Origin of the sequence: Escherichia sp. WS3227_2, assembly GCF_046486495.1 — a bacterium.
GTDB lineage: Bacteria > Pseudomonadota > Gammaproteobacteria > Enterobacterales > Enterobacteriaceae > Escherichia > Escherichia coli.
This window is the reverse complement of the sequence record NZ_JBJQLG010000016.1, coordinates 87,941-106,174: the sequence shown is the minus strand read 5'-3', so window position 1 is coordinate 106,174 and position 18,234 is coordinate 87,941. Positions and strand designations below refer to the sequence as shown.

At 52.4% G+C, this 18,234-nt stretch carries 17 protein-coding genes; 4 read left to right on the top strand and 13 right to left on the bottom strand.

The features are described 5' to 3' along the window. Positions 1–56: 56 nt before the first annotated feature. From menE to ACJHXB_RS20405, 8 genes are all read right to left on the bottom strand, one after another. A complete protein-coding gene (gene menE / locus ACJHXB_RS20440) occupies positions 57–1,412 on the bottom strand; it encodes an o-succinylbenzoate--CoA ligase (RefSeq protein ID WP_000577572.1) in 1,356 nt (451 codons plus the stop codon). Further along, positions 1,409–2,371 (bottom strand): o-succinylbenzoate synthase, encoded by a 963-nt coding sequence (menC, locus tag ACJHXB_RS20435; RefSeq protein ID WP_001255636.1) that lies wholly within the window; start codon positions 2,369–2,371, stop codon positions 1,409–1,411. Before menC ends, menE begins: the two co-directional genes overlap by 4 nt. After that, positions 2,371–3,228 carry a 1,4-dihydroxy-2-naphthoyl-CoA synthase gene (gene menB / locus ACJHXB_RS20430; protein WP_000639996.1) on the bottom strand — a complete coding sequence of 286 codons (858 nt, stop codon included), beginning with the start codon at positions 3,226–3,228 and terminating at the stop codon, positions 2,371–2,373. The genes menC and menB overlap by 1 nt, the downstream gene beginning before the upstream one ends. Positions 3,229–3,242: 14 nt before the next feature. After that, positions 3,243–4,001, bottom strand: a complete 759-nt coding sequence (menH, locus tag ACJHXB_RS20425; protein ID WP_000600514.1) for a 2-succinyl-6-hydroxy-2,4-cyclohexadiene-1-carboxylate synthase — start codon at positions 3,999–4,001, stop codon at positions 3,243–3,245. After that, positions 3,998–5,668: a 2-succinyl-5-enolpyruvyl-6-hydroxy-3-cyclohexene-1-carboxylic-acid synthase gene (menD, locus tag ACJHXB_RS20420; RefSeq protein ID WP_001469117.1), complete on the bottom strand. Its 1,671-nt coding sequence runs from the start codon at positions 5,666–5,668 to the stop codon at positions 3,998–4,000. Before menD ends, menH begins: the two co-directional genes overlap by 4 nt. Positions 5,669–5,756: 88 nt before the next feature. Next, positions 5,757–7,052 carry an isochorismate synthase MenF gene (menF, locus tag ACJHXB_RS20415; protein WP_001191379.1) on the bottom strand — a complete coding sequence of 432 codons (1,296 nt, stop codon included), beginning with the start codon at positions 7,050–7,052 and terminating at the stop codon, positions 5,757–5,759. Between the two features lie 78 nt (positions 7,053–7,130). Continuing rightward, the gene (elaB, locus tag ACJHXB_RS20410; protein WP_000070621.1) at positions 7,131–7,436 is read right to left on the bottom strand and encodes a stress response protein ElaB; all 306 of its coding nucleotides are present in this window, start codon (positions 7,434–7,436) and stop codon (positions 7,131–7,133) included. A 54-nt stretch (positions 7,437–7,490) separates the two neighbouring features. Continuing rightward, positions 7,491–7,952 (bottom strand): GNAT family N-acetyltransferase, encoded by a 462-nt coding sequence (locus ACJHXB_RS20405; RefSeq protein ID WP_000574084.1) that lies wholly within the window; start codon positions 7,950–7,952, stop codon positions 7,491–7,493. 64 nt (positions 7,953–8,016) lie between these two features. On the opposite strand from ACJHXB_RS20405, the gene rbn reads away from it, so the two are divergent. From rbn to ACJHXB_RS20385, 4 genes are all read left to right on the top strand, one after another. Beyond that, entirely contained in the window at positions 8,017–8,934 is a 918-nt protein-coding gene (gene rbn, locus ACJHXB_RS20400; protein ID WP_001604679.1) for a ribonuclease BN, read from the top strand. 187 nt (positions 8,935–9,121) lie between these two features. After that, positions 9,122–10,345, top strand: a complete 1,224-nt coding sequence (locus ACJHXB_RS20395) for an ElaD/SseL family deubiquitinase (protein WP_019843083.1) — start codon at positions 9,122–9,124, stop codon at positions 10,343–10,345. Positions 10,346–10,735: 390 nt separating this feature from the next. Further along, positions 10,736–11,710, top strand: coding sequence for a M28 family metallopeptidase (locus tag ACJHXB_RS20390; protein ID WP_001604680.1), 975 nt, complete (start codon positions 10,736–10,738; stop codon positions 11,708–11,710). 98 nt (positions 11,711–11,808) lie between these two features. Next, a complete protein-coding gene (locus ACJHXB_RS20385) occupies positions 11,809–12,312 on the top strand; it encodes a YfbM family protein (RefSeq protein WP_000525377.1) in 504 nt (167 codons plus the stop codon). Between the two features lie 66 nt (positions 12,313–12,378). Here ACJHXB_RS20385 and nuoN read toward each other — a convergent pair whose 3' ends face one another. The 5 genes from nuoN to nuoJ form a co-directional block, all read right to left on the bottom strand. Continuing rightward, complete coding sequence (gene nuoN / locus ACJHXB_RS20380; RefSeq protein ID WP_000156701.1) at positions 12,379–13,836, bottom strand: NADH-quinone oxidoreductase subunit NuoN; 1,458 nt, start codon at positions 13,834–13,836, stop codon at positions 12,379–12,381. 6 nt (positions 13,837–13,842) lie between these two features. Further along, positions 13,843–15,372 (bottom strand): NADH-quinone oxidoreductase subunit M, encoded by a 1,530-nt coding sequence (gene nuoM / locus ACJHXB_RS20375; protein WP_000926441.1) that lies wholly within the window; start codon positions 15,370–15,372, stop codon positions 13,843–13,845. A gap of 163 nt (positions 15,373–15,535) precedes the next feature. Then, positions 15,536–17,377 (bottom strand): NADH-quinone oxidoreductase subunit L, encoded by a 1,842-nt coding sequence (gene nuoL / locus ACJHXB_RS20370; RefSeq protein ID WP_001056618.1) that lies wholly within the window; start codon positions 17,375–17,377, stop codon positions 15,536–15,538. Next, positions 17,374–17,676 carry an NADH-quinone oxidoreductase subunit NuoK gene (gene nuoK / locus ACJHXB_RS20365; RefSeq protein WP_000612644.1) on the bottom strand — a complete coding sequence of 101 codons (303 nt, stop codon included), beginning with the start codon at positions 17,674–17,676 and terminating at the stop codon, positions 17,374–17,376. The genes nuoL and nuoK overlap by 4 nt, the downstream gene beginning before the upstream one ends. Next, on the bottom strand, positions 17,673–18,227 hold the full coding sequence (gene nuoJ / locus ACJHXB_RS20360; RefSeq protein ID WP_000393511.1) for an NADH-quinone oxidoreductase subunit J: 555 nt from the start codon (positions 18,225–18,227) through the stop codon (positions 17,673–17,675). The genes nuoK and nuoJ overlap by 4 nt, the downstream gene beginning before the upstream one ends. Positions 18,228–18,234: the final 7 nt, after the last annotated feature.

Here is an 18,234-nt window from a genome sequence, read left to right as displayed (position 1 = left end):
AACTCTTTATCAACGGCAATGGAATGGCAGAAATGAGAAGTGAAACGGAGGGTTAATTATTGCTGACGTTGCACCCACTCTTTTAGCGCCTGACGTGAAATTTTAATACCGCCGTTTTTCAGTTCAGGCGGCAACGTTAACCAACGCACCGGTTGCTGAAAACGGGCCAGCTTATCTTTCACCCATTCGCCAAGATCAACGGTTTGCTGGTCATACTCCACCACCGCTACCGGTCGATGACCAAACTCCTTGTCAGCAACGGGAACGATAAACACCTGCAAAACCGCAGGATGTGCAGCAATAACGCGCTCGACTTCTTCTGGCTGAATGCCTTCGCCACCACTGAAGAACAGATTGTCTAAACGTCCGACAATGGTCAGCTTGCCATTATGCATCTCACCGCGATCGCGCGTGGCGTACCAGCCTTCATCATTAACCAGTGGAACCAGTTGCCCGTTACGCCAGTAACCTTCTGCCATGCTGGCAGCCCGCAGCCACACTTCGTCGTTTACGATTTTCACTTCCCGACCCGGCAGCGGCGAACCGACGTCTGCCAGACCGTCGGCTTCTTTCGCACACACTGTGGAGGCAAACTCGGTCAGACCATAGCCGCAAAAGCAACGAATCCCCTGCTCGCGCGCCTGTTCCGTCAACTCGACTGGAATTGCCGCACCACCAAGTAACACCGCTTTCAGGGAAACGGAACTGCGGTTAACCAGCAAACGCCAGAGTTGTGTTGGCACCAGTGAAGCGTGAGTACAGCCTGCCAGCATTTGCTCCAATGGCTGTTTATCACGTACCGTCATCCGCGCGCCAGCGTATAACCAGCGCCACATAATTCCCTGACCGGAGACGTGAAACAGCGGCAAAGAGAGCAACCAGTCATCGTGATCGCTAAACGGAATTAGCGATAACACCCCTTCAGCGCTGGCAAGATGGGCCTGGTAAGTATGAACAGCGGCTTTCGGCAAGCCAGTGGAGCCAGAGGTTAACGTCATTGAGCACAGACGCGTCGGCTGCCACGCAGCGGCATGTGCGCCTTCAACCAGCTGAATGTGCAGCGAAGTTAATGCCGGAAACGTGTTTTCCCCATCCGGCACCAGCGCAAATTGCAGCGTAAGATTGGGGAGCAATTCCTCAAGTAACGGTTGCGGCAGCTGTGGATTCACGGGCAGCACCCGCGCCCCGCATTGCAGTAACGCCAGCCAGGCCAGCAGCGTTTGCGGCGAATTCCACGCCCGCAACATCACGCCGCTGCCCTCAACAACGCCCTGTACCGCAAAGCCGGAGGCTAATTCATCGACGCGAGCACAAAGCTCGCGCCAGTTGAGTTGCTCGTCATTGAGACGTAAGGCGATGGCTTCTCCCCGCACTTGCCGCCAGTGACGCCACGGCCAGTCAGAGAAGATCATAGCAGCCGCTCCAGTGCATTAATGTCCACTAACGGCAGTGGGCTACCCGGCCAGCGACGAACCTGCTGCGCCTGCATCAGATCCAGCGTGTCCAGCCCTGGAATAGTCTCTGGTGTTAACCAGGCGGCAATCCGCGCCAGTTGCGTTAAGCCTAAGCTCGACTCAATAGATGAACTGATCACCGCCGTCAGCCCCAGCGCATGCGCCGCCTGCACCTGCTCGCGTACTTTCTCCAGGCTGCCCGTGAGCGTGGGTTTGATAACTACCGCGCGCACGCCCTCTTCAGCCACAAAGGCAAAATCCGGCTCGCGCAGGCTTTCATCCCAGGCAATGGCAATGCCGGTTTCACGGGCAAACGCTCGCGAATCATCGCGGGTTTTGCACGGCTCTTCGAGAAACGCGATGCGGTCGCGATAATCCGGGTTAACGTATTTGGCAAACTGCTGGCCTTTCAGCGGCGTCCAGGCGCGGTTCGCGTCAAGACGCAAATGCAGATCCGGAATTGCCTCCAGCAACAGATTGACCACCATGCCGTCGCGCACGGCTTCGTACAATCCCACTTTGACCTTCGCCACTTTCTCGCCAGGCATATCGGCAAGTTTGAGGATCAGATCGTCAGGATCGCCATTACACAGCGGCGCAGCACGATAATTGGCCGCCTGCGGGAGCGTATCTGCCAGCTCCGCCAATGCACAGCTTACGCCAAAGGCCACGGAAGGCATCTGCGGTAGCTCGCTATCGCCTGCCAGCCAGTTATTTACCCAGGCAAGCAGCACGCTTTGTGCCTCTTCCCAGGTTTCCTGACTGAAGCCCGGCAGTGGGGAGATCTCCCCCCACCCTTCGCGCTCGCCCTCACGCAGGCAAACATACAGCCCGTCGCGGGTTTTTAACCGCCTGTCGCGCAGAACCACCCCCGCGTCCATGGGGATCTGCCAGCGGTATACCTGCGCGCTACGCATTACGGATTCCGTTTAAATTTGCTGAAATCAGGCTGACGTTTCTGGTTGAAAGCGTTGCGACCTTCCTGACCTTCTTCCGTCATATAGAACAGCATGGTGGCGTTACCTGCCAGCTCCTGCAGACCTGCCTGACCGTCACAGTCGGCGTTCAGCGCAGCTTTCAGGCAACGCAGCGCCATCGGGCTGTTTTGCAGCATTTCGCGGCACCAGCGCACGGTTTCTTTTTCCAGATCCGCCAGCGGCACCACGGTGTTGACAAGGCCCATATCCAGCGCCTGTTTCGCGTCGTACTGACGGCACAGGAACCAGATTTCACGCGCTTTTTTCTGTCCGACGATGCGCGCCATGTAGGAAGCGCCCCAGCCGCCGTCGAAGGAACCGACTTTCGGGCCAGTCTGACCGAAGATGGCATTATCTGCCGCGATAGTCAGGTCGCACATCATGTGCAGAACGTGACCGCCGCCGATGGAGTAGCCAGCCACCATCGCGACAACCGGTTTCGGACAGGTACGGATCTGACGCTGGAAGTCCAGCACGTTCAGGTGATGTACGCCGGAATCATCCTTATAGCCGCCGTAATCACCACGCACTTTCTGGTCACCACCGGAGCAGAACGCTTTATCGCCTGCGCCAGTCAGAATGATCACGCCGATGTTGTCGTCATAACGCGCATCTGCCAGTGCCTGGATCATCTCTTTTACCGTCAGAGGACGGAAGGCATTGCGCACCTGCGGACGATTAATGGTGATTTTTGCGATACCGTCGGTGGATTTTTCATAACGAATGTCCTCGAAACCTTCGGAGCAGTCGTGCCATTCAACCGGTGCGTAAAGCATTGCTTCATCAGGATAAATCATATTGTGTCCTTTAGTCAGAAACGCAAGATCTGCGCCAGACTTGCGATTACGCCAGCGGGATTTTCCCGGTGCGCGTTATGTCCGGCGCGAGGAATGACATGGCAGTCGGCAGCCAGTTCCGTCGCCAGAGCGCGGAATTTGCTGTCACGTTCACCACATAAATAATAAAACGCAAATGTGCGGGCGCTAAGGTTAGCACGTAAATCGGGCTGGACGGCGAGAGAAGTCGCCTCCAGCATGGCGGCAAGGGTTGCGCCATTATTGCTGCTGCGCAGCGCCACCAGCTCCCGGCGTTGATCGTCATTGAGCGAGGCAAAAACAGGCTGTTGATACCAGTCGGCAAATACCGCCGTTAACGGTTCTGTGCGAAAACGCTGCGCCCATTGGCGATCGGAATGCTGACGTTCCGTGCGTTGTTCAGCATTTTGCAACCCAGGGTGCCCGCCTTCGACAATAACCCCACAAAGCCCCGGCATCCCCTGACAAGCCGCCATCATCGCCACCCGTCCGCCAAGCGAGTACCCCACCAGCCAGAAGTTAAGGATGTTGTAACTAACCAGAGTTTTACGCAGTAAGCCGGTGACATCATCAAATCCATCGACGCTAATTGCTGCCGAACCACCGTGACCTGGGAGATCAACATACAACCGCGAGTAGTCGGCAAACGCCTCGCCCACTTCTTGCCATTCATGGCAATCGCCGGAAAAACCGTGCAAAAACACCAGCCAGGGTAAACCTGGTTTGCCGTGTTTTGCCTGCGCGTGCAGGATCATAAATGGCTTACCTGCGCCAGCAGTTGCTGGAGGGTTTGCGCACCATCGGTGTCGTTAACCACCATTTCAATTACCGTGGTGGTCGGCGTGCGCCAGGCGTCGGCAAGTGCCGTTTCAAGTTCCTGCCAGTTTTGCGGACGATGATATTTCAGCTCGAACATCGCGGCGGCGTGCTCAAAATGAACGTTTTGCGGCATCAGATAGAAACGTTCGCGCTCGCTTTGCGGCGTTGGCAACAGCGAGAAAATTTGCCCGCCGTTGTTGTTCACCACAATTAATACCAGCGGCGCGGAAACCTGACGTAATAACGCCAGCGCGTTGATATCGTAAAGAGCTGAGAGATCGCCCACAATCGCCAGCGTCGGTTTGCCACTGGCCCGCTGAACGCCTGCGGCGGTCGAGAGCAGCCCGTCGATACCGCTGGCACCACGGTTGCTGTATACCGGGTAACCTGCCGGAAGTTGCGAAAGCGCATCAATCAGACGTACCACCAGGCTGTTACCGACAAACAATTGCCCCTGTTCAGGCAGATAGTCGCTGATGCGATGCGCCAGTTGCGCTTCGCCAAACGCATCGCGACGGGCAATAACCGCCTGCATTGCCTGTTCAGCCAGGCGCGGGATTTCAACGCACCAGGGCTGGCGTTTTTCTGCCGGATGTTGCTCCAGCCAGTCGGCAATATTGGCAATTAAGCGACGTCCGCGATGGTGTGCCGGATCAAGTCGCCCTTCAATGTCATCAACAATCCAGTACTCTTCGGGTTCACAGCTTGCCTGCCATTGCAGGAGCCGTTTGCCCGTCAGGCTGCTTCCCAGTTGCACCACAACTTGCGCCTGTTGCAGTTCGCTGGTCGCTTTGGCATTGCCTAACCAGAGATCGGCACACGGCAACGGCTGTCCGGTTTGCGACAGCACATCGCCAATCAGCGGCCAGCCAAGAGTTTGCGCCCACAGTGCGACTTTTTTGCCCTCTTCCGCACTCATGCGCCCGGCAACCACCACGCCGCGCTTTTGTCGCCAGAAGAACCAGTCGCGCTGTTTTTCACTTTCCAGACGAGGCGCTTCACGCAGCCACGGTTTGTCGTCCTGCCACCAGTCGCCCAGACGCTGTTGCCAGCTAAGCCCGGTGTCGTCTATTTCGCCATACAGCGGTTCAGCAAACGGGCAGTTGATATGGACTCCACCAGCATGAAGCGTACCGAGAGCGTGGTCGATGGTAGAAACCAGCCAACGTGCGGGGATATCCTGGGTCGGGCGCGGCAGTGAAATACTGTGCGTGGGGTGAGAGGCGAACATTCCCGGCTGACGAATCGCCTGATTCGCGCCGCAGTCAATTAGCTCCGGCGGGCGATCGGCGGTTAACAGGATCAGTTTTTCTCCGGTTAACCCGGCTTCAATCAGTGCCGGATAGAGATTTGCTACCGCCGTGCCGGAGGTCACAATCACAGCCACCGGCTGCTTGCTGACTTTCGCCAGCCCCAGCGCCAGATGCCCCAGTCCACGCTCATCGAAATGGGTGTGGTGAATGAATGCGGAATTCTCCGCCGCCGCTAACGTTAACGGTGTAGAACGCGAGCCAGGGGCGATACAGATGTGTCTGACGCCGTGACGCGTTAATGCTTCCAGAATGACCGCCGCCCAGCGTCGGTTAAATGCGCTTACTGACATGAGTTTGTCCGGTATCAATATTGCGGCTAAGTATAAGGAGCTACAAAAATAGATTATTGATATGAATCGGTAATGATGCGACTCATTACTATTCCATTTGTAATAAAGTACGCAGCCCTGCCGCTTTGTTGTCGATTTCCTGCCACTCTTGCTCGGGGTCGGAACCACGGACAATGCCCGCGCCAGCATATAATCGCACGACATTGCCACTGATTTTTGCTGAGCGCAGGGAAACGCAGAATTCGCTTTGTTGTAAAGAGAGATAGCCCGCAGAACCGGCGTACCATTCTCGGGTGAACGGTTCGTGATGGGCGATAAACTGTCGCGCCAGATCGCGCGGTAAGCCAGCAACTGCTGCCGTTGGCTGCAACTGATGTAAACAGATCACATCATCCGCTTTGTTGAGTGAAGTCCAGATACAGCGGCGAAGATGCTGCACTTTACGCAGACGCAGTACCTGCGGCGGTAAAACATCCAGCGTTTGGGTATCGGCCTGTAATCGTTGGCAGATATCTTCCACCACCAACATGTTCTCGCGCTGGTTTTTATCATCCGCCATCAGCCACTCACCCAACCGCTGCGCCTGCTTATCATCAGGATGATTTGCTACCGTTCCCGCCAGCGCTTCAGTACGCAGCGCTTTGTCACGCCGCCGCCATAACCGTTCCGGTGAAGAGCCAAGAAAAGCATTTTCGCCATCAAAGGCCATATAAAAATGATAGCAGTTCAGATTAAGCCGACGACTGGCAGCCATCATCGCTGCCGCATTGACCGGACTTGCGAAATGCAGGTCAGTTGCCCGAGCAAGCACCACTTTGTCGAGCTCACCTTCGGCGATGGTTTTCGTTGCCAGTTCGATTAATTGCGTCCAGCCCGTTTTGTCCGGCCAGTGTTGTTCTCGGGTGGTGGTTAAATGTAACCCAGGCAAGGGTTTAATACTCACCAGTGTGGCGATAAATTCTTTTGCCTTAATCGCATCATGCTGAAGGGAGCTTTCGCTGAATAGCGTCAGCCGCAGCGTGGCTTTACCGCCACAGCGTCGCCATTCGAGGCGTGGTAAAAGTAAATTACCCTGCGACGGGTCAAACGCATTCAGCCCCCAGATGCGTAAGTCGGCGTGTTCCGGGTGCCGACGAAGAAACCGTTGTGCCTGGTCCAACGACGTAAAACGGGTAATCGCGCCCAGGACGGCAGCTTCTTCATCAGCATTACGTTGTTGCCAGTAGAATTGCGGGTACGTTTGCTGACTGGCCAGCCAGCTCAAGGCATCAAAAGCGTCTTTGAGAGGGAAAGGAATATCGATAACCCGAATGCCGGGTGTCGCCGGAATCTCTTGCGACAAATGGCGCAGTAGATTTTCCAGCGCCGTAGTAAGTGATTGCACGCGGACCTCTCCCTGTTAAAAGCCTCACATTATACGGGGTACTACAAAAAAAATGCAGTACCCCGGTGTAGGGAGGTTTTAACGGCGTGCCAGCAACAGTCCTAGTACCAGCCCAACGGCCGCGCCCACACCAATTCCTTGCCAGGGTTTTTCGTGGACGTAGTCATCAGCACGATAAACAGCCTGCTTCGCCCGATAGTAATAACTGTCTGAAGCCTGGCTAACCCGTTTTTTCACATCATCCAGCGCTTTTTCTGCACGCGCTTTCAGCTCAACATATTTCTGATCGGCGGGATCGCCAGAGGAGCGGAGCACCTCTTCCAGTGTTTCACTAAGCAGCGTCAGGTCATCATCGATACGTGTATCACCAAACTGATTAGACATTCTCGTTCTCCATTTGCGTAAAACCTGTCACTAACTATAGACAAGGGTTATTGATTACGCCTGAATTACCTCGCGTGCCATCCCAATGTGTGGGATACCATCTTCTTCATAGACCTCCGTCACAGGGATAAAGCCAAAACTCTGGTAGAAGTTTTGCAGATGCGCCTGCGCCCCGAGGTAAACAGGTTTATCAGGCCAGTGACGCGTACATGTTTCGAGTGTTTTATTCATCAGCTGCTGCCCCACTTTTTCGCCACGCAACGCTTCACTAACAATCACCCGACCAATAACGACCGGCTCAAGATCATCATCACTTTTCAGAATCCTCGCATACGCCACCAGTTCATCATTTTTCCAACCGAGAATATGGCGATTATCCCCCGTCAAATCATCACCATCGATATCCTGATAAGGGCAATTCTGCTCAACAACAAACACCGCGCAACGCAGTTGTAATAAGGCATAAAGCTGGGAAACCGATAATTCAGAGTGATGCAGATCTTGCCATTCAATCATAATGCTCTCCTTTTAGATGTATGCCTTATACTAGCCGGAATATTTTTTGAAACGTGATGAACTCATGGAATTAATTTTTTTAGGTACTTCAGCCGGTGTGCCAACCCGTACGCGCAATGTCACGGCAATATTGCTTAACCTGCAACATCCGACCCAGAGCGGTCTTTGGTTGTTTGACTGCGGTGAAGGCACCCAGCATCAGCTACTGCATACCGCCTTTAACCCTGGAAAACTGGACAAGATTTTTATCAGTCACCTTCATGGCGATCATCTCTTTGGTTTACCCGGCTTGCTGTGCAGTCGTTCTATGTCTGGTATTGTCCAACCCTTAACGATTTATGGTCCGCAAGGTATCCGTGAATTTGTGGAGACCGCGCTGCGGATTAGCGGCTCATGGACCGATTATCCGCTGGAAATTGTCGAAATTGGCGCTGGCGAAATTTTCGATGATGGCCTGCGCAAAGTAACCGCTTATCCGCTGGAACACCCACTGGAATGTTATGGCTATCGTATTGAAGAACATGATAAACCGGGTGCATTAAATGCCCAGGCATTAAAAGCTGCTGGCGTACCGCCTGGCCCACTGTTTCAGGCATTAAAAGCGGGCAAAACAATCATGCTGGAAGATGGAAGGCAGATTAACGGCGCAGATTACTTAGCCGCTCCAGTGCCAGGTAAAGCGCTCGCTATTTTCGGCGATACCGGCCCCTGCGATGCCGCACTTGACCTGGCTAAAGGCGTCGATGTCATGGTGCACGAAGCGACGTTGGATATAACCATGGAAGCCAAAGCCAATAGTCGCGGCCACAGCTCTACACGCCAGGCTGCGACACTGGCCCGTGAGGCTGGAGTCGGTAAGCTAATCATTACCCACGTCAGCTCGCGCTATGATGACAAAGGTTGTCAGCACCTGTTACGTGAATGCAGGTCAATTTTCCCGGCGACTGAACTGGCGAATGATTTCACCGTGTTTAACGTTTAACTCTGCTTATTATTAAAAACAGGGCGAAACTTGCCCTGTTATCGCAACCCGCGCCACATATATCCACCCACACGGGCATATTGAGCGATTTTTGATATTTATTCATCTCCTCACGCACTATATTCAGAGCAATAAGTTGCCTCTTTTCATCTTCATTCAGCACAACCTTTGCAACTAAAAGGAGCCTATGATGGTTACAGTTGTCAGCAATTATTGTCAATTATCTCAAACCCAACTCTGTCAGACATTTGCAGAAAAATTTACTGTGACCGAGGAATTACTGCAGTCTTTAAAAAAAACAGCGTTATCCGGAGATGAAGAAAGCATTGAGTTACTGCATAATATTGCGTTAGGTTATGATGAATTTGGAAAAAAAGCTGAAGATATTCTTTACCATATTGTTAGAACCCCAACAAATGAACCCCTATCGATTATCCGACTTATCAAAAATGCCTGTTTAAAATTATATAATTTGGCACATACCGCAACCAACTCCCCCCTTAAACCAGCTGGTCCGGATAATTCAGATAATCTCCTGTTCGAAAAGCTATTCTCCCCGTCAAAATTAATGACAATTATCGGTGATGAAATTCCTCTTATATCAGAAAAACAGTCGCTTTCAAAGGTGCTTTTAAATGATAAGAATAATGAACTGAGTGATGGTACAAACTTCTGGGATAAAAATCGTCAATTAACCACGGATGAAATAGATTGCTATCTTCAGAAGATCGCCGCTAATGCAAAAAATACTCAAGTCAATTATCCTACTAGTCTCTACCTCCCCGATTCCAACAGCACTTACCTGGAAATCGCTCTCAATGATAATATTAAGAGCGATCCATCATGGCCGAAAGCAGTCCAGTTATTCCCCATAAATACTGGCGGACACTGGATATTAGTTTCGCTCCAAAAAATAGTTAATGAAAAAAACAACACACAACAAATAAAATGCGTCATATTCAACTCATTACGTGCACTAGGCCATGATAAAGAAAATTCACTTAAGCGTGTCATTAATAGTTTCAATTCTAAATTCATTGGGGAAATGCCGAATAATGATAATATAACAGATCATTTAACTGAACCAGAGATAATATTTTTACATGCCGATCTTCAGCAATACTTAAGCCAAAGTTGCGGTGCATTTGTGTGCATGGCAGCCCAGGAAGTGATTGAACAAAGGGAAAGCAATTCTGACAGCTCCCCCTATACGTTATTAAAAAACTATGCTGACAGATTTAAAAAATATTCAGCAGAAGAGCAGTACGAAATTGATTTCCAACATCGACTGATAAACAGAAATTGTTATTTAGATAAATATGGCGATGCACTAATCAATGCTTCTTATACACAATTAGAAAAAACACACTCACAACCCAAAAATAGAGCATCAGGAAAAAGAGTAAGTTAACATTATTGTTAATCAATTCGACCAATCAGCAAATATGCTGACTGGTCGAACATAGTTTGCTAAAAAGTCATCACTGACTGATGCCAGTCACACCATCCACCAGTTCAATCTACGGGTATTTCCAGCGTATCGCGGCACGCGATTTCTGGTCTGTTGATGTAGTGGATTGTAGTTGCTGACTTTTCTTACCCTCAGATTTCTGCCCCCTGTCAATTCAATCTGCCAATAAATAACATAATTATATTTTTTTCTCATATGAATTCCTTTTTAAAATAGCGAACCCACTGTAAAAAAATACTTTTTGTATATCTCTACCAACCGTAATAAAATAAACACTCACAACTCATTATAAATAATTATAAAATAACGCCTTTTATTGATAATTTACATATGAAAAAAATGACACCTCTTTATTTTATATCATTACTACTATCGCTTCCTTTTATTATTTTTTACCAACCTTGGGTCAATGCATTGCCGCCAACGCCCCGACACGCAAGTCCTGAGCAATTAGAAAAAACAGTTCGTTATCTTACACAAACTGTACATCCACGTAGTGCCGACAATATTGATAATCTGAATAGGTCCGCAGAGTATATAAAAGAGGTCTTTGTCAGTAGCGGTGCCAGAGTTACCTCGCAGGATGTCCCCATTGCGGGTGGCCCCTACAAAAACATTGTTGCTGATTATGGTCCTGCCGATGGACCGCTGATTATTATTGGTGCGCACTATGACTCTGCCAGCAGTTATGAAAACGATCAATTGACCTATACGCCGGGCGCGGATGATAACGCCAGCGGTGTGGCAGGATTACTCGAACTGGCACGTTTGTTACATCAGCAAGTACCGAAAACTGGCGTGCAGCTGGTCGCCTATGCGTCGGAAGAGCCGCCCTTCTTTCGTAGCGATGAAATGGGGAGCGCGGTACATGCAGCTTCGCTTGAGCGTCCAGTGAGATTAATGATAGCGCTGGAGATGATTGGCTATTACGACTCTGCGCCTGGTAGTCAGAATTACCCTTACCCGGCAATGTCCTGGCTTTATCCCGATCGGGGAGACTTTATTGCCGTGGTCGGCAGAATGCAGGATATCAACGCCGTTCGTCAGCTAAAAGCGGCATTGTTGTCATCCCGGGATTTATCTGTTTATTCTATGAATGCCCCAGGGTTTATTCCCGGTATTGATTTCTCTGATCACCTTAATTATTGGCAACACGATATTCCCGCCGTAATGATTACCGACACCGCTTTTTATCGTAATAAACAATACCACTTGCCCGGTGATACCGCAGACAGATTGAATTATCAGAAAATGGCTCAGGTCGTGGATGGCGTTATCACCTTGTTATACAACAGTAAACAATAAAATTTCTCGAGGAGGATCCAGAAAAAGCAACATGCGCATTTTATTTTCCCTCGTCTGTTTTAAGATGCGAAACATGAAATTCAACGGAGGAAAAATAAATGGGAATGATTGGCTATTTTGCAGAAATTGACTCAGAAAAGATTAACCAACTTCTTGAGTCTACTCAAAAACCTTTGATGGATAATATACATGACACGCTTTCAGGATTACGCCGACTGGATATTGATAAACGCTGGGATTTTTTACACTTTGGGCTGACAGGCACCTCTGCTTTTGATCCCGCGAAGAATGATCCGCTGAGTCGTGCCGTGCTTGGTGAACACAGCCTCGAAGATGGCATAGATGGCTTCCTGGGATTGACCTGGAATCAGGAGTTAGCCGCGACAATCGATCGCCTGGAATCACTGGATCGAAGTGAGCTGCGTAAACAGTTTTCCATTAAACGACTCAATGAAATGGAGATTTATCCGGGAGTGACCTTTTCAGAAGAGTTAGAGGGGCAGCTCTTTGCTTCGATCATGCTTGATATGGAAAAGCTGATTAGTGCGTATCGACGTATGCTGCGACAAGGGAATCATGCGCTGACGGTTATTGTTGGGTGATGGGGTCAGGGCACCAAAAAAAACCGCCGAACATGTCGGCGGCTTTCTGACTTACGAACTGACAGCTTACATCAGCGGCATTGCTAACCGCACAATGCTAATCAGCGGTTGTGGCCATACACCCAGCACCAGTACCAACAGTGCAGAGATCAGCACCACGATACCGCCCGCGCTGTACTGCCAGTTTGATGGTGCATCGCGACCCGGTTGTTCCGGGGCGTGAAGATACAAGCTCACAGCCACGCGCAGGTAGTAGTAGAGGCCGATTGCCGAACCGACAACCACGGCACCCACCAGCCACCACAAGTGTGCCTGGACACCGACCGCCAGCACGTAGAACTTACCAATAAAGCCCAGCGTCATCGGAATACCGGCCAGAGACAGCATCATCACCGTCATCACCGCCGCGAGGATCGGACGATGCCAGAACAGTCCGCGGTAAGAGAACAGGGAATCAGCATCCGGGCCACGATACGGGCTGGACATCAGGCTGACCACGCCGAACGCGCCGAGGCTGCTGAACAGATAACCGGCCAGGTAAACCCCTACCGCTTCCATCGACATCTCGCCGGTTTGCAGCGCAATCAGCGCCACCAGCAGATAGCCGAGGTGAGAGATAGATGAGTAACCAAGCAGACGTTTGATATTGGTCTGGCTCAGCGCCATCAGGTTACCGAAGATGATAGAGGCAAAGGCGATAATCGCCAGCACCACGCGAATCGCTTCACTGTCACCCACCGGAGCGTAAAGGAACAGACGCATCACCACGCCGAAGATAGCGATTTTGCTCGCCGTCGCCAGGAAAGTGGAAACCGGCGCAGGCGCGCCCTGGTATACGTCTGGCGTCCACAGGTGGAACGGCACCAGAGAGAGTTTGAAGCCAAGGCCAACAATCATCAGGCCGAAACCTGCCAGCAACAGCGGCTCGTTGAGCATACCGTCGCCGAGGTTTTTACCCAGCGCGACAAACGACAGGTCGCCAGACTGCGCATACACCAGCGCCATACCGAACAGCAGGAAAGAAGACGCTGCGGCAGAAAGGATAGTGTATTTGATACTGGCTTCCAGCGAACGTTTCTGGCGGAAAGCGTAACCGACCAGGCCAAACAGCGGCAAAGAGATCAGTTCAATACCGAGGAACAGAGACGCCAGATGGTTGGCATTCGCCAGCAGGATCCCGCCCAGCGCGGCAATTAACACCAACAGGTAGAACTCGTCCTTGTTGTCGTTATAGCCTTCAAGCCACGGGTAGGCGAAAGTACAGGTGGCGAGGCTCGCCAACAATACCAGCCCGGTGTAAAGCATGGCGAAACCATCAACGCGCATCAGCGGCGTAACGTCCATAGCGCCCGCCTGGCCGACAAACCAGAGCGAAACCAGCGCCGCGTTAAGCCCAATAACCGAGAGCGTAGCGTTGAGGAAATGATTGCGTCGCCACGCAATGGAGAGCATCACAACCACCACCGTCAAGCCGACGATCAGCAACGGTAGCAGTGCGATCAGGTTTTGTGGAGTTATTGTCATGGCGATTTACGGCCTTGTAGTAGTAACGGAATTAACAAACCACTGCTGGATATTGCCAATCGCGGAGTGCGAGGTATCCAGAATCGGCTGCGGATAGAAGCCCAGCAGTACCAGCAGCACCACCAGCAACAGGATCATAAACAGCTCACGCAGCGACATCCCTGGCAGTTCCTGGCTGGCAATCTGGCTTTTCGCTTTACCGAAGTAAGCGCGATGCAACATCGCCAGCGAATAAACAGATGCAAAGACCAGCCCAAAGGTAGAGATAACGGTAATCACCGGGACAACCTGGAAGCTGCCGAACAGAATCATAAATTCGCCGACGAAGTTACCGGTGCCTGGCATCCCAAGCGTTGCCACCGCAAAGAACAGCGACAGTGCTGGCAGCCATTTCATCTTGCTCCACAGACCGCCCATCATGCGCATGTCGCGGGTATGGATACGTTCATAAAGCTGACCGCAGAGAATAAACAGACCCGCCGCCGACAAGCCGTGCGCAATCATCTGGATTACCGCGCCCTGGTAGGCCAACTGGCTGCCGGTATAGATAGCAATCAGCACGAAGCCCATGTGGGAAACCGAGGTGTAGGCGATCAGACGTTTGATATCGGTCTGGGCGAAGGCCATCCACGCACCGTAGAAGATGCCGATAACACCCAGCCACATAGCGATTGGCGCGAACTCTGCCGACGCGTTCGGGAATAGCGGCAGGGAGAAACGCAGCAAACCGTAAGCGGCAGTTTTCAGCAAGATCCCCGCGAGGTCAACGGAACCGGCGGTCGGAGCCTGTGAGTGCGCATCCGGCAGCCAGCCATGCAGCGGAACCACCGGCATTTTCACCGCAAACGCGATGAAGAAGCCCAGCATCAACAGATATTCCACACCACTGGACATTGGCGTATTCAACAGCTCTTCATAGTTGAAGGTCCAGACGCCGGTCGCATTGTAGTGAACAAAAACCAGCGCCAGGATGGCGATCAACATCACCAGACCACTCGCCTGGGTGTAAATGAAGAACTTGGTTGCCGCCGTGATACGCGTTTTACCGTCAGAGGCTTTATGCCCCCACAGTGCGATCAGGAAGTACATCGGCACCAGCATCATTTCCCAGAAGAAGAAGAACAGGAACATGTCGATGGCAAGGAACACGCCGATAACGCCGCCCAGGATCCACATCAGGTTGAGGTGGAAGAAGCCCTGATATTTTTCGATCTCTTTCCACGAACAGAGTACCGCCAGCACACCGAGCAGACCGGTCAGCACGACCATCAGCAGCGATAGCCCGTCAATGGCGAGATGGATAGAGATACCAAAACGCGGGATCCACGGCATGTCGAATTCAGACTGCCACTGCGGAATTCCGGCGGATTGCGTCAGTGAATAACCGCCCTGCAACCACAGTTGCAGCGACAGCGCCAGCGTCAATCCCATGGTGATCAGCGCGATCCAGCGCGGCACCTTGACGCCAAAGCGTTCGGTCTGCCAGCACAGGAAGCCGCCGATAAAGGGAATTAATATTAGCCAGGGTAGTAACATGGCGATCTTTATTCCTTGTAAAAGTCCCGTCAGGACCGGATTTTCAACGAATTCTCACGACAGAAAATTCTCTTCGGACTGGGGGTAGTGTCGGATGCACCGCGAATGCGGCTTATCCGACCTACGTTCTTATATGCCCAGGGGCAATCCCACAATCCTTAACTCAACGCAGTACCATCAACAGTGCCAGCACCACGACCGCACCGATGCTCATGGATGCCACATACCAGCGCAGATAACCGTTCTCGCTTAACAGCAGACCTTTACCTGCAAAGCGGGAAAGGACAGCCGGGATGTTCATCATTGAGTTCAGCGGATCGCGTTTCAGCAACCAGGCAATACCCAGGAACGGCTTGACGAACACTTTGTCGTACAGCCAGTCAAAGCCCCAGGCGTTGTACCACCAGGTGCCCAGCAGACGGCCCGGAGCACTGTTGGCGATGGAGGTCACCAGAGTACGTTTACCCAGCCACAGCCAGGCTGCCAGCAGAATGCCGACCACCGCGACCACACCAGAGGTAATTTCCAGGGTCAACATGCTGCCGTGCGCCAGCTCCGTCGTTTGCGGGAGCACGCCCTGCAGCGGCGGTACAATCAGTGCGCCAACGAAGGTGGAAAGGATCAGCAGCACAATCAGCGGCAGGCTGTGAGTTACCCCTTTCACGGCGTGAGCGTGAATTTGTTCTTTTCCGTGGAAGACGATGAAAATCATACGGAAGGTGTAGAGCGAGGTCATAAACGCACCGACCAGACCAGCCACCATCAGATTGATATGACCATTCGCCATCGCACCCGCGAGGATCTCATCCTTACTGAAGAAGCCCGCAGTGACCAGCGGCAGTGCCGACAGTGCTGCGCCGCCCACCAGGAAGCAGAGATAAACCAGCGGAATAGATTTACGCAGACCGCCCATCTTGAAGATGTTCTGTTCGTGATGGCAGGCCAGAATGACGGAACCGGATGCCAGGAACAGCAGCGCTTTAAAGAACGCGTGAGTCATCAAGTGGAAAATCGCCGCATCCCATGCCTGTACGCCAAGCGCGAGGAACATGTAGCCAATCTGGCTCATGGTAGAGTAAGCGAGAACACGTTTGATGTCGGTCTGTACCAGCGCCGCAAAACCGGCCAGCAGCAGCGTAACCGCCCCAACAATGCCCACCAGATGCAGAACTTCCGGCGTCATCAGGAACAGGCCGTGGGTACGGGCGATCAGGTAGACACCCGCGGTTACCATCGTTGCGGCGTGGATCAGCGCGGAGACAGGCGTCGGGCCCGCCATCGCGTCGGCAAGCCATGTCTGCAACGGCAACTGCGCAGATTTACCGACCGCACCGCCCAGCAGCATCAGCGTCGCCCACATCAGCATGTTATTGCCGTCAGCAAAGTGCGCTGGTGCCAGTTCCACCATTTCGCGGAAGTTCAGGGTGCCCAGTTCGTTGTAAAGAATGAACAGCGCGAAAGCGAGGAAGACGTCACCCACACGGGTCACGACGAACGCTTTCATTGCCGCTGCGCCATTCTTCGGATCGGTGTAATAGAAACCGATCAGCAGATAGGAGCACAGGCCCACGCCTTCCCAGCCGAGGTACATCAGCAGCAGGTTGTCGGCAAGCACCAGAACTACCATGCTGGCGATGAACAGGTTGGTGTAAGCGAAGAAGCGAGAGTAGCCCTCTTCACCGCGCATATACCAGGAGGCGTACATGTGAATAAGGAAACCCACACCAGTGACCACCGAGAGCATGGTCAGCGACAGGCCGTCCAGCACCAGGTTAAAACCGATGTTAAAGTCGCCTACCGACATCCATGTCCACAGCGGCTGGCTGTATGCCTGCTCGCCGTTAGCGAAGAAGTCGACGCCAATAAAGGCAGTTACCAGTGCCGCCAGGCCTACAGAGCCAACGCCAACGATCGCCGAGACGTTTTCAGACCAGCGCCCACGGGAGAACGCCAGCAGGACAAAGCCAATCAATGGCAAAATAATGGTTAAGGCAAGCATGTTCATCCGCGCATCTCACTTACTGAATCGATGTTCAGGTTCTGGCGACGACGGTGAAGTTGCAGCAGCAGCGCTAGGCCGATACTCGCTTCTGCCGCCGCGAGGCTGATGGCGAGAATATACATCACCTGACCGTCGGTCTGGCCCCAGTAGCTTCCGGCGACCACAAAGGCCAGCGCAGAGGCGTTAATCATGATTTCCAGACCAATCAGCATAAACAGCAGATTGCGACGGATAACCAGACCAGTTAAGCCAAGAACGAATAAGATTGCCGCGAGGATCAGTCCATGTTGTAAGGGGATCATGCGTGCTCCTCCGTTTTTCTTTTCGCGCTGTCGTCTTTACGATTGCTCAGCACTTCACCCGCACGCTCTTCACGACCGACGTGGAAGGCCACAACCAGACCCGCGAGCAGCAGCATAGAAGCCAGTTCCACCGCCAGTACGTAAGGCCCGAACAGCGTAATACCCACTGCTTTAGCACTGATTGGCGTACCGTCGATACCTTGATCGTTAACACCGAGAATGGCGTAAACAATCACCACCAGCATGATGGCCGACAAAATCGCCGGACCAATCCACACCTGCGGTTTCAGCCACTGGCGTTCCTGTTCAATTTCTGAACCGCCCAGGTTGAGCATCATCACCACGAACACGAACAGCACCATAATGGCACCCGCGTAGACGATAATTTCCAGCGCACCGGCAAAGTAAGCGCCCAGTGAGAAGAACACCCCAGAGATCGCCAGCAGCGAAATAATCAGGTACAGCAGTGCGTGTACCGGATTGGTATGGGTGATCACTCGCAAGGTCGCAAGTATGGCTATCAGGCCACAGATATAAAAAGCGAACTCCATTGCCCCT

Excerpts from the sequence above, each read along its gene's own strand:
- menE (WP_000577572.1), bottom strand. The coding sequence starts at position 1,412 with ATGATCTTCTCTGACTGGCCGTGGCGTCACTGGCGGCAAGTGCGGGGA.
- menC (WP_001255636.1), bottom strand. The coding sequence starts at position 2,371 with ATGCGTAGCGCGCAGGTATACCGCTGGCAGATCCCCATGGACGCGGGG.
- menB (WP_000639996.1), bottom strand. The coding sequence starts at position 3,228 with ATGATTTATCCTGATGAAGCAATGCTTTACGCACCGGTTGAATGGCAC.
- menH (WP_000600514.1), bottom strand. The coding sequence starts at position 4,001 with ATGATCCTGCACGCGCAGGCAAAACACGGCAAACCAGGTTTACCCTGG.
- menD (WP_001469117.1), bottom strand. The coding sequence starts at position 5,668 with ATGTCAGTAAGCGCATTTAACCGACGCTGGGCGGCGGTCATTCTGGAA.
- elaB (WP_000070621.1), bottom strand. The coding sequence starts at position 7,436 with ATGTCTAATCAGTTTGGTGATACACGTATCGATGATGACCTGACGCTG.
- ACJHXB_RS20405 (WP_000574084.1), bottom strand. The coding sequence starts at position 7,952 with ATGATTGAATGGCAAGATCTGCATCACTCTGAATTATCGGTTTCCCAG.
- rbn (WP_001604679.1), top strand. The coding sequence starts at position 8,017 with ATGGAATTAATTTTTTTAGGTACTTCAGCCGGTGTGCCAACCCGTACG.
- ACJHXB_RS20395 (WP_019843083.1), top strand. The coding sequence starts at position 9,122 with ATGATGGTTACAGTTGTCAGCAATTATTGTCAATTATCTCAAACCCAA.
- ACJHXB_RS20390 (WP_001604680.1), top strand. The coding sequence starts at position 10,736 with ATGAAAAAAATGACACCTCTTTATTTTATATCATTACTACTATCGCTT.
- ACJHXB_RS20385 (WP_000525377.1), top strand. The coding sequence starts at position 11,809 with ATGGGAATGATTGGCTATTTTGCAGAAATTGACTCAGAAAAGATTAAC.
- nuoN (WP_000156701.1), bottom strand. The coding sequence starts at position 13,836 with ATGACAATAACTCCACAAAACCTGATCGCACTGCTACCGTTGCTGATC.
- nuoM (WP_000926441.1), bottom strand. The coding sequence starts at position 15,372 with ATGTTACTACCCTGGCTAATATTAATTCCCTTTATCGGCGGCTTCCTG.
- nuoL (WP_001056618.1), bottom strand. The coding sequence starts at position 17,377 with ATGAACATGCTTGCCTTAACCATTATTTTGCCATTGATTGGCTTTGTC.
- nuoK (WP_000612644.1), bottom strand. The coding sequence starts at position 17,676 with ATGATCCCCTTACAACATGGACTGATCCTCGCGGCAATCTTATTCGTT.
- nuoJ (WP_000393511.1), bottom strand. The coding sequence starts at position 18,227 with ATGGAGTTCGCTTTTTATATCTGTGGCCTGATAGCCATACTTGCGACC.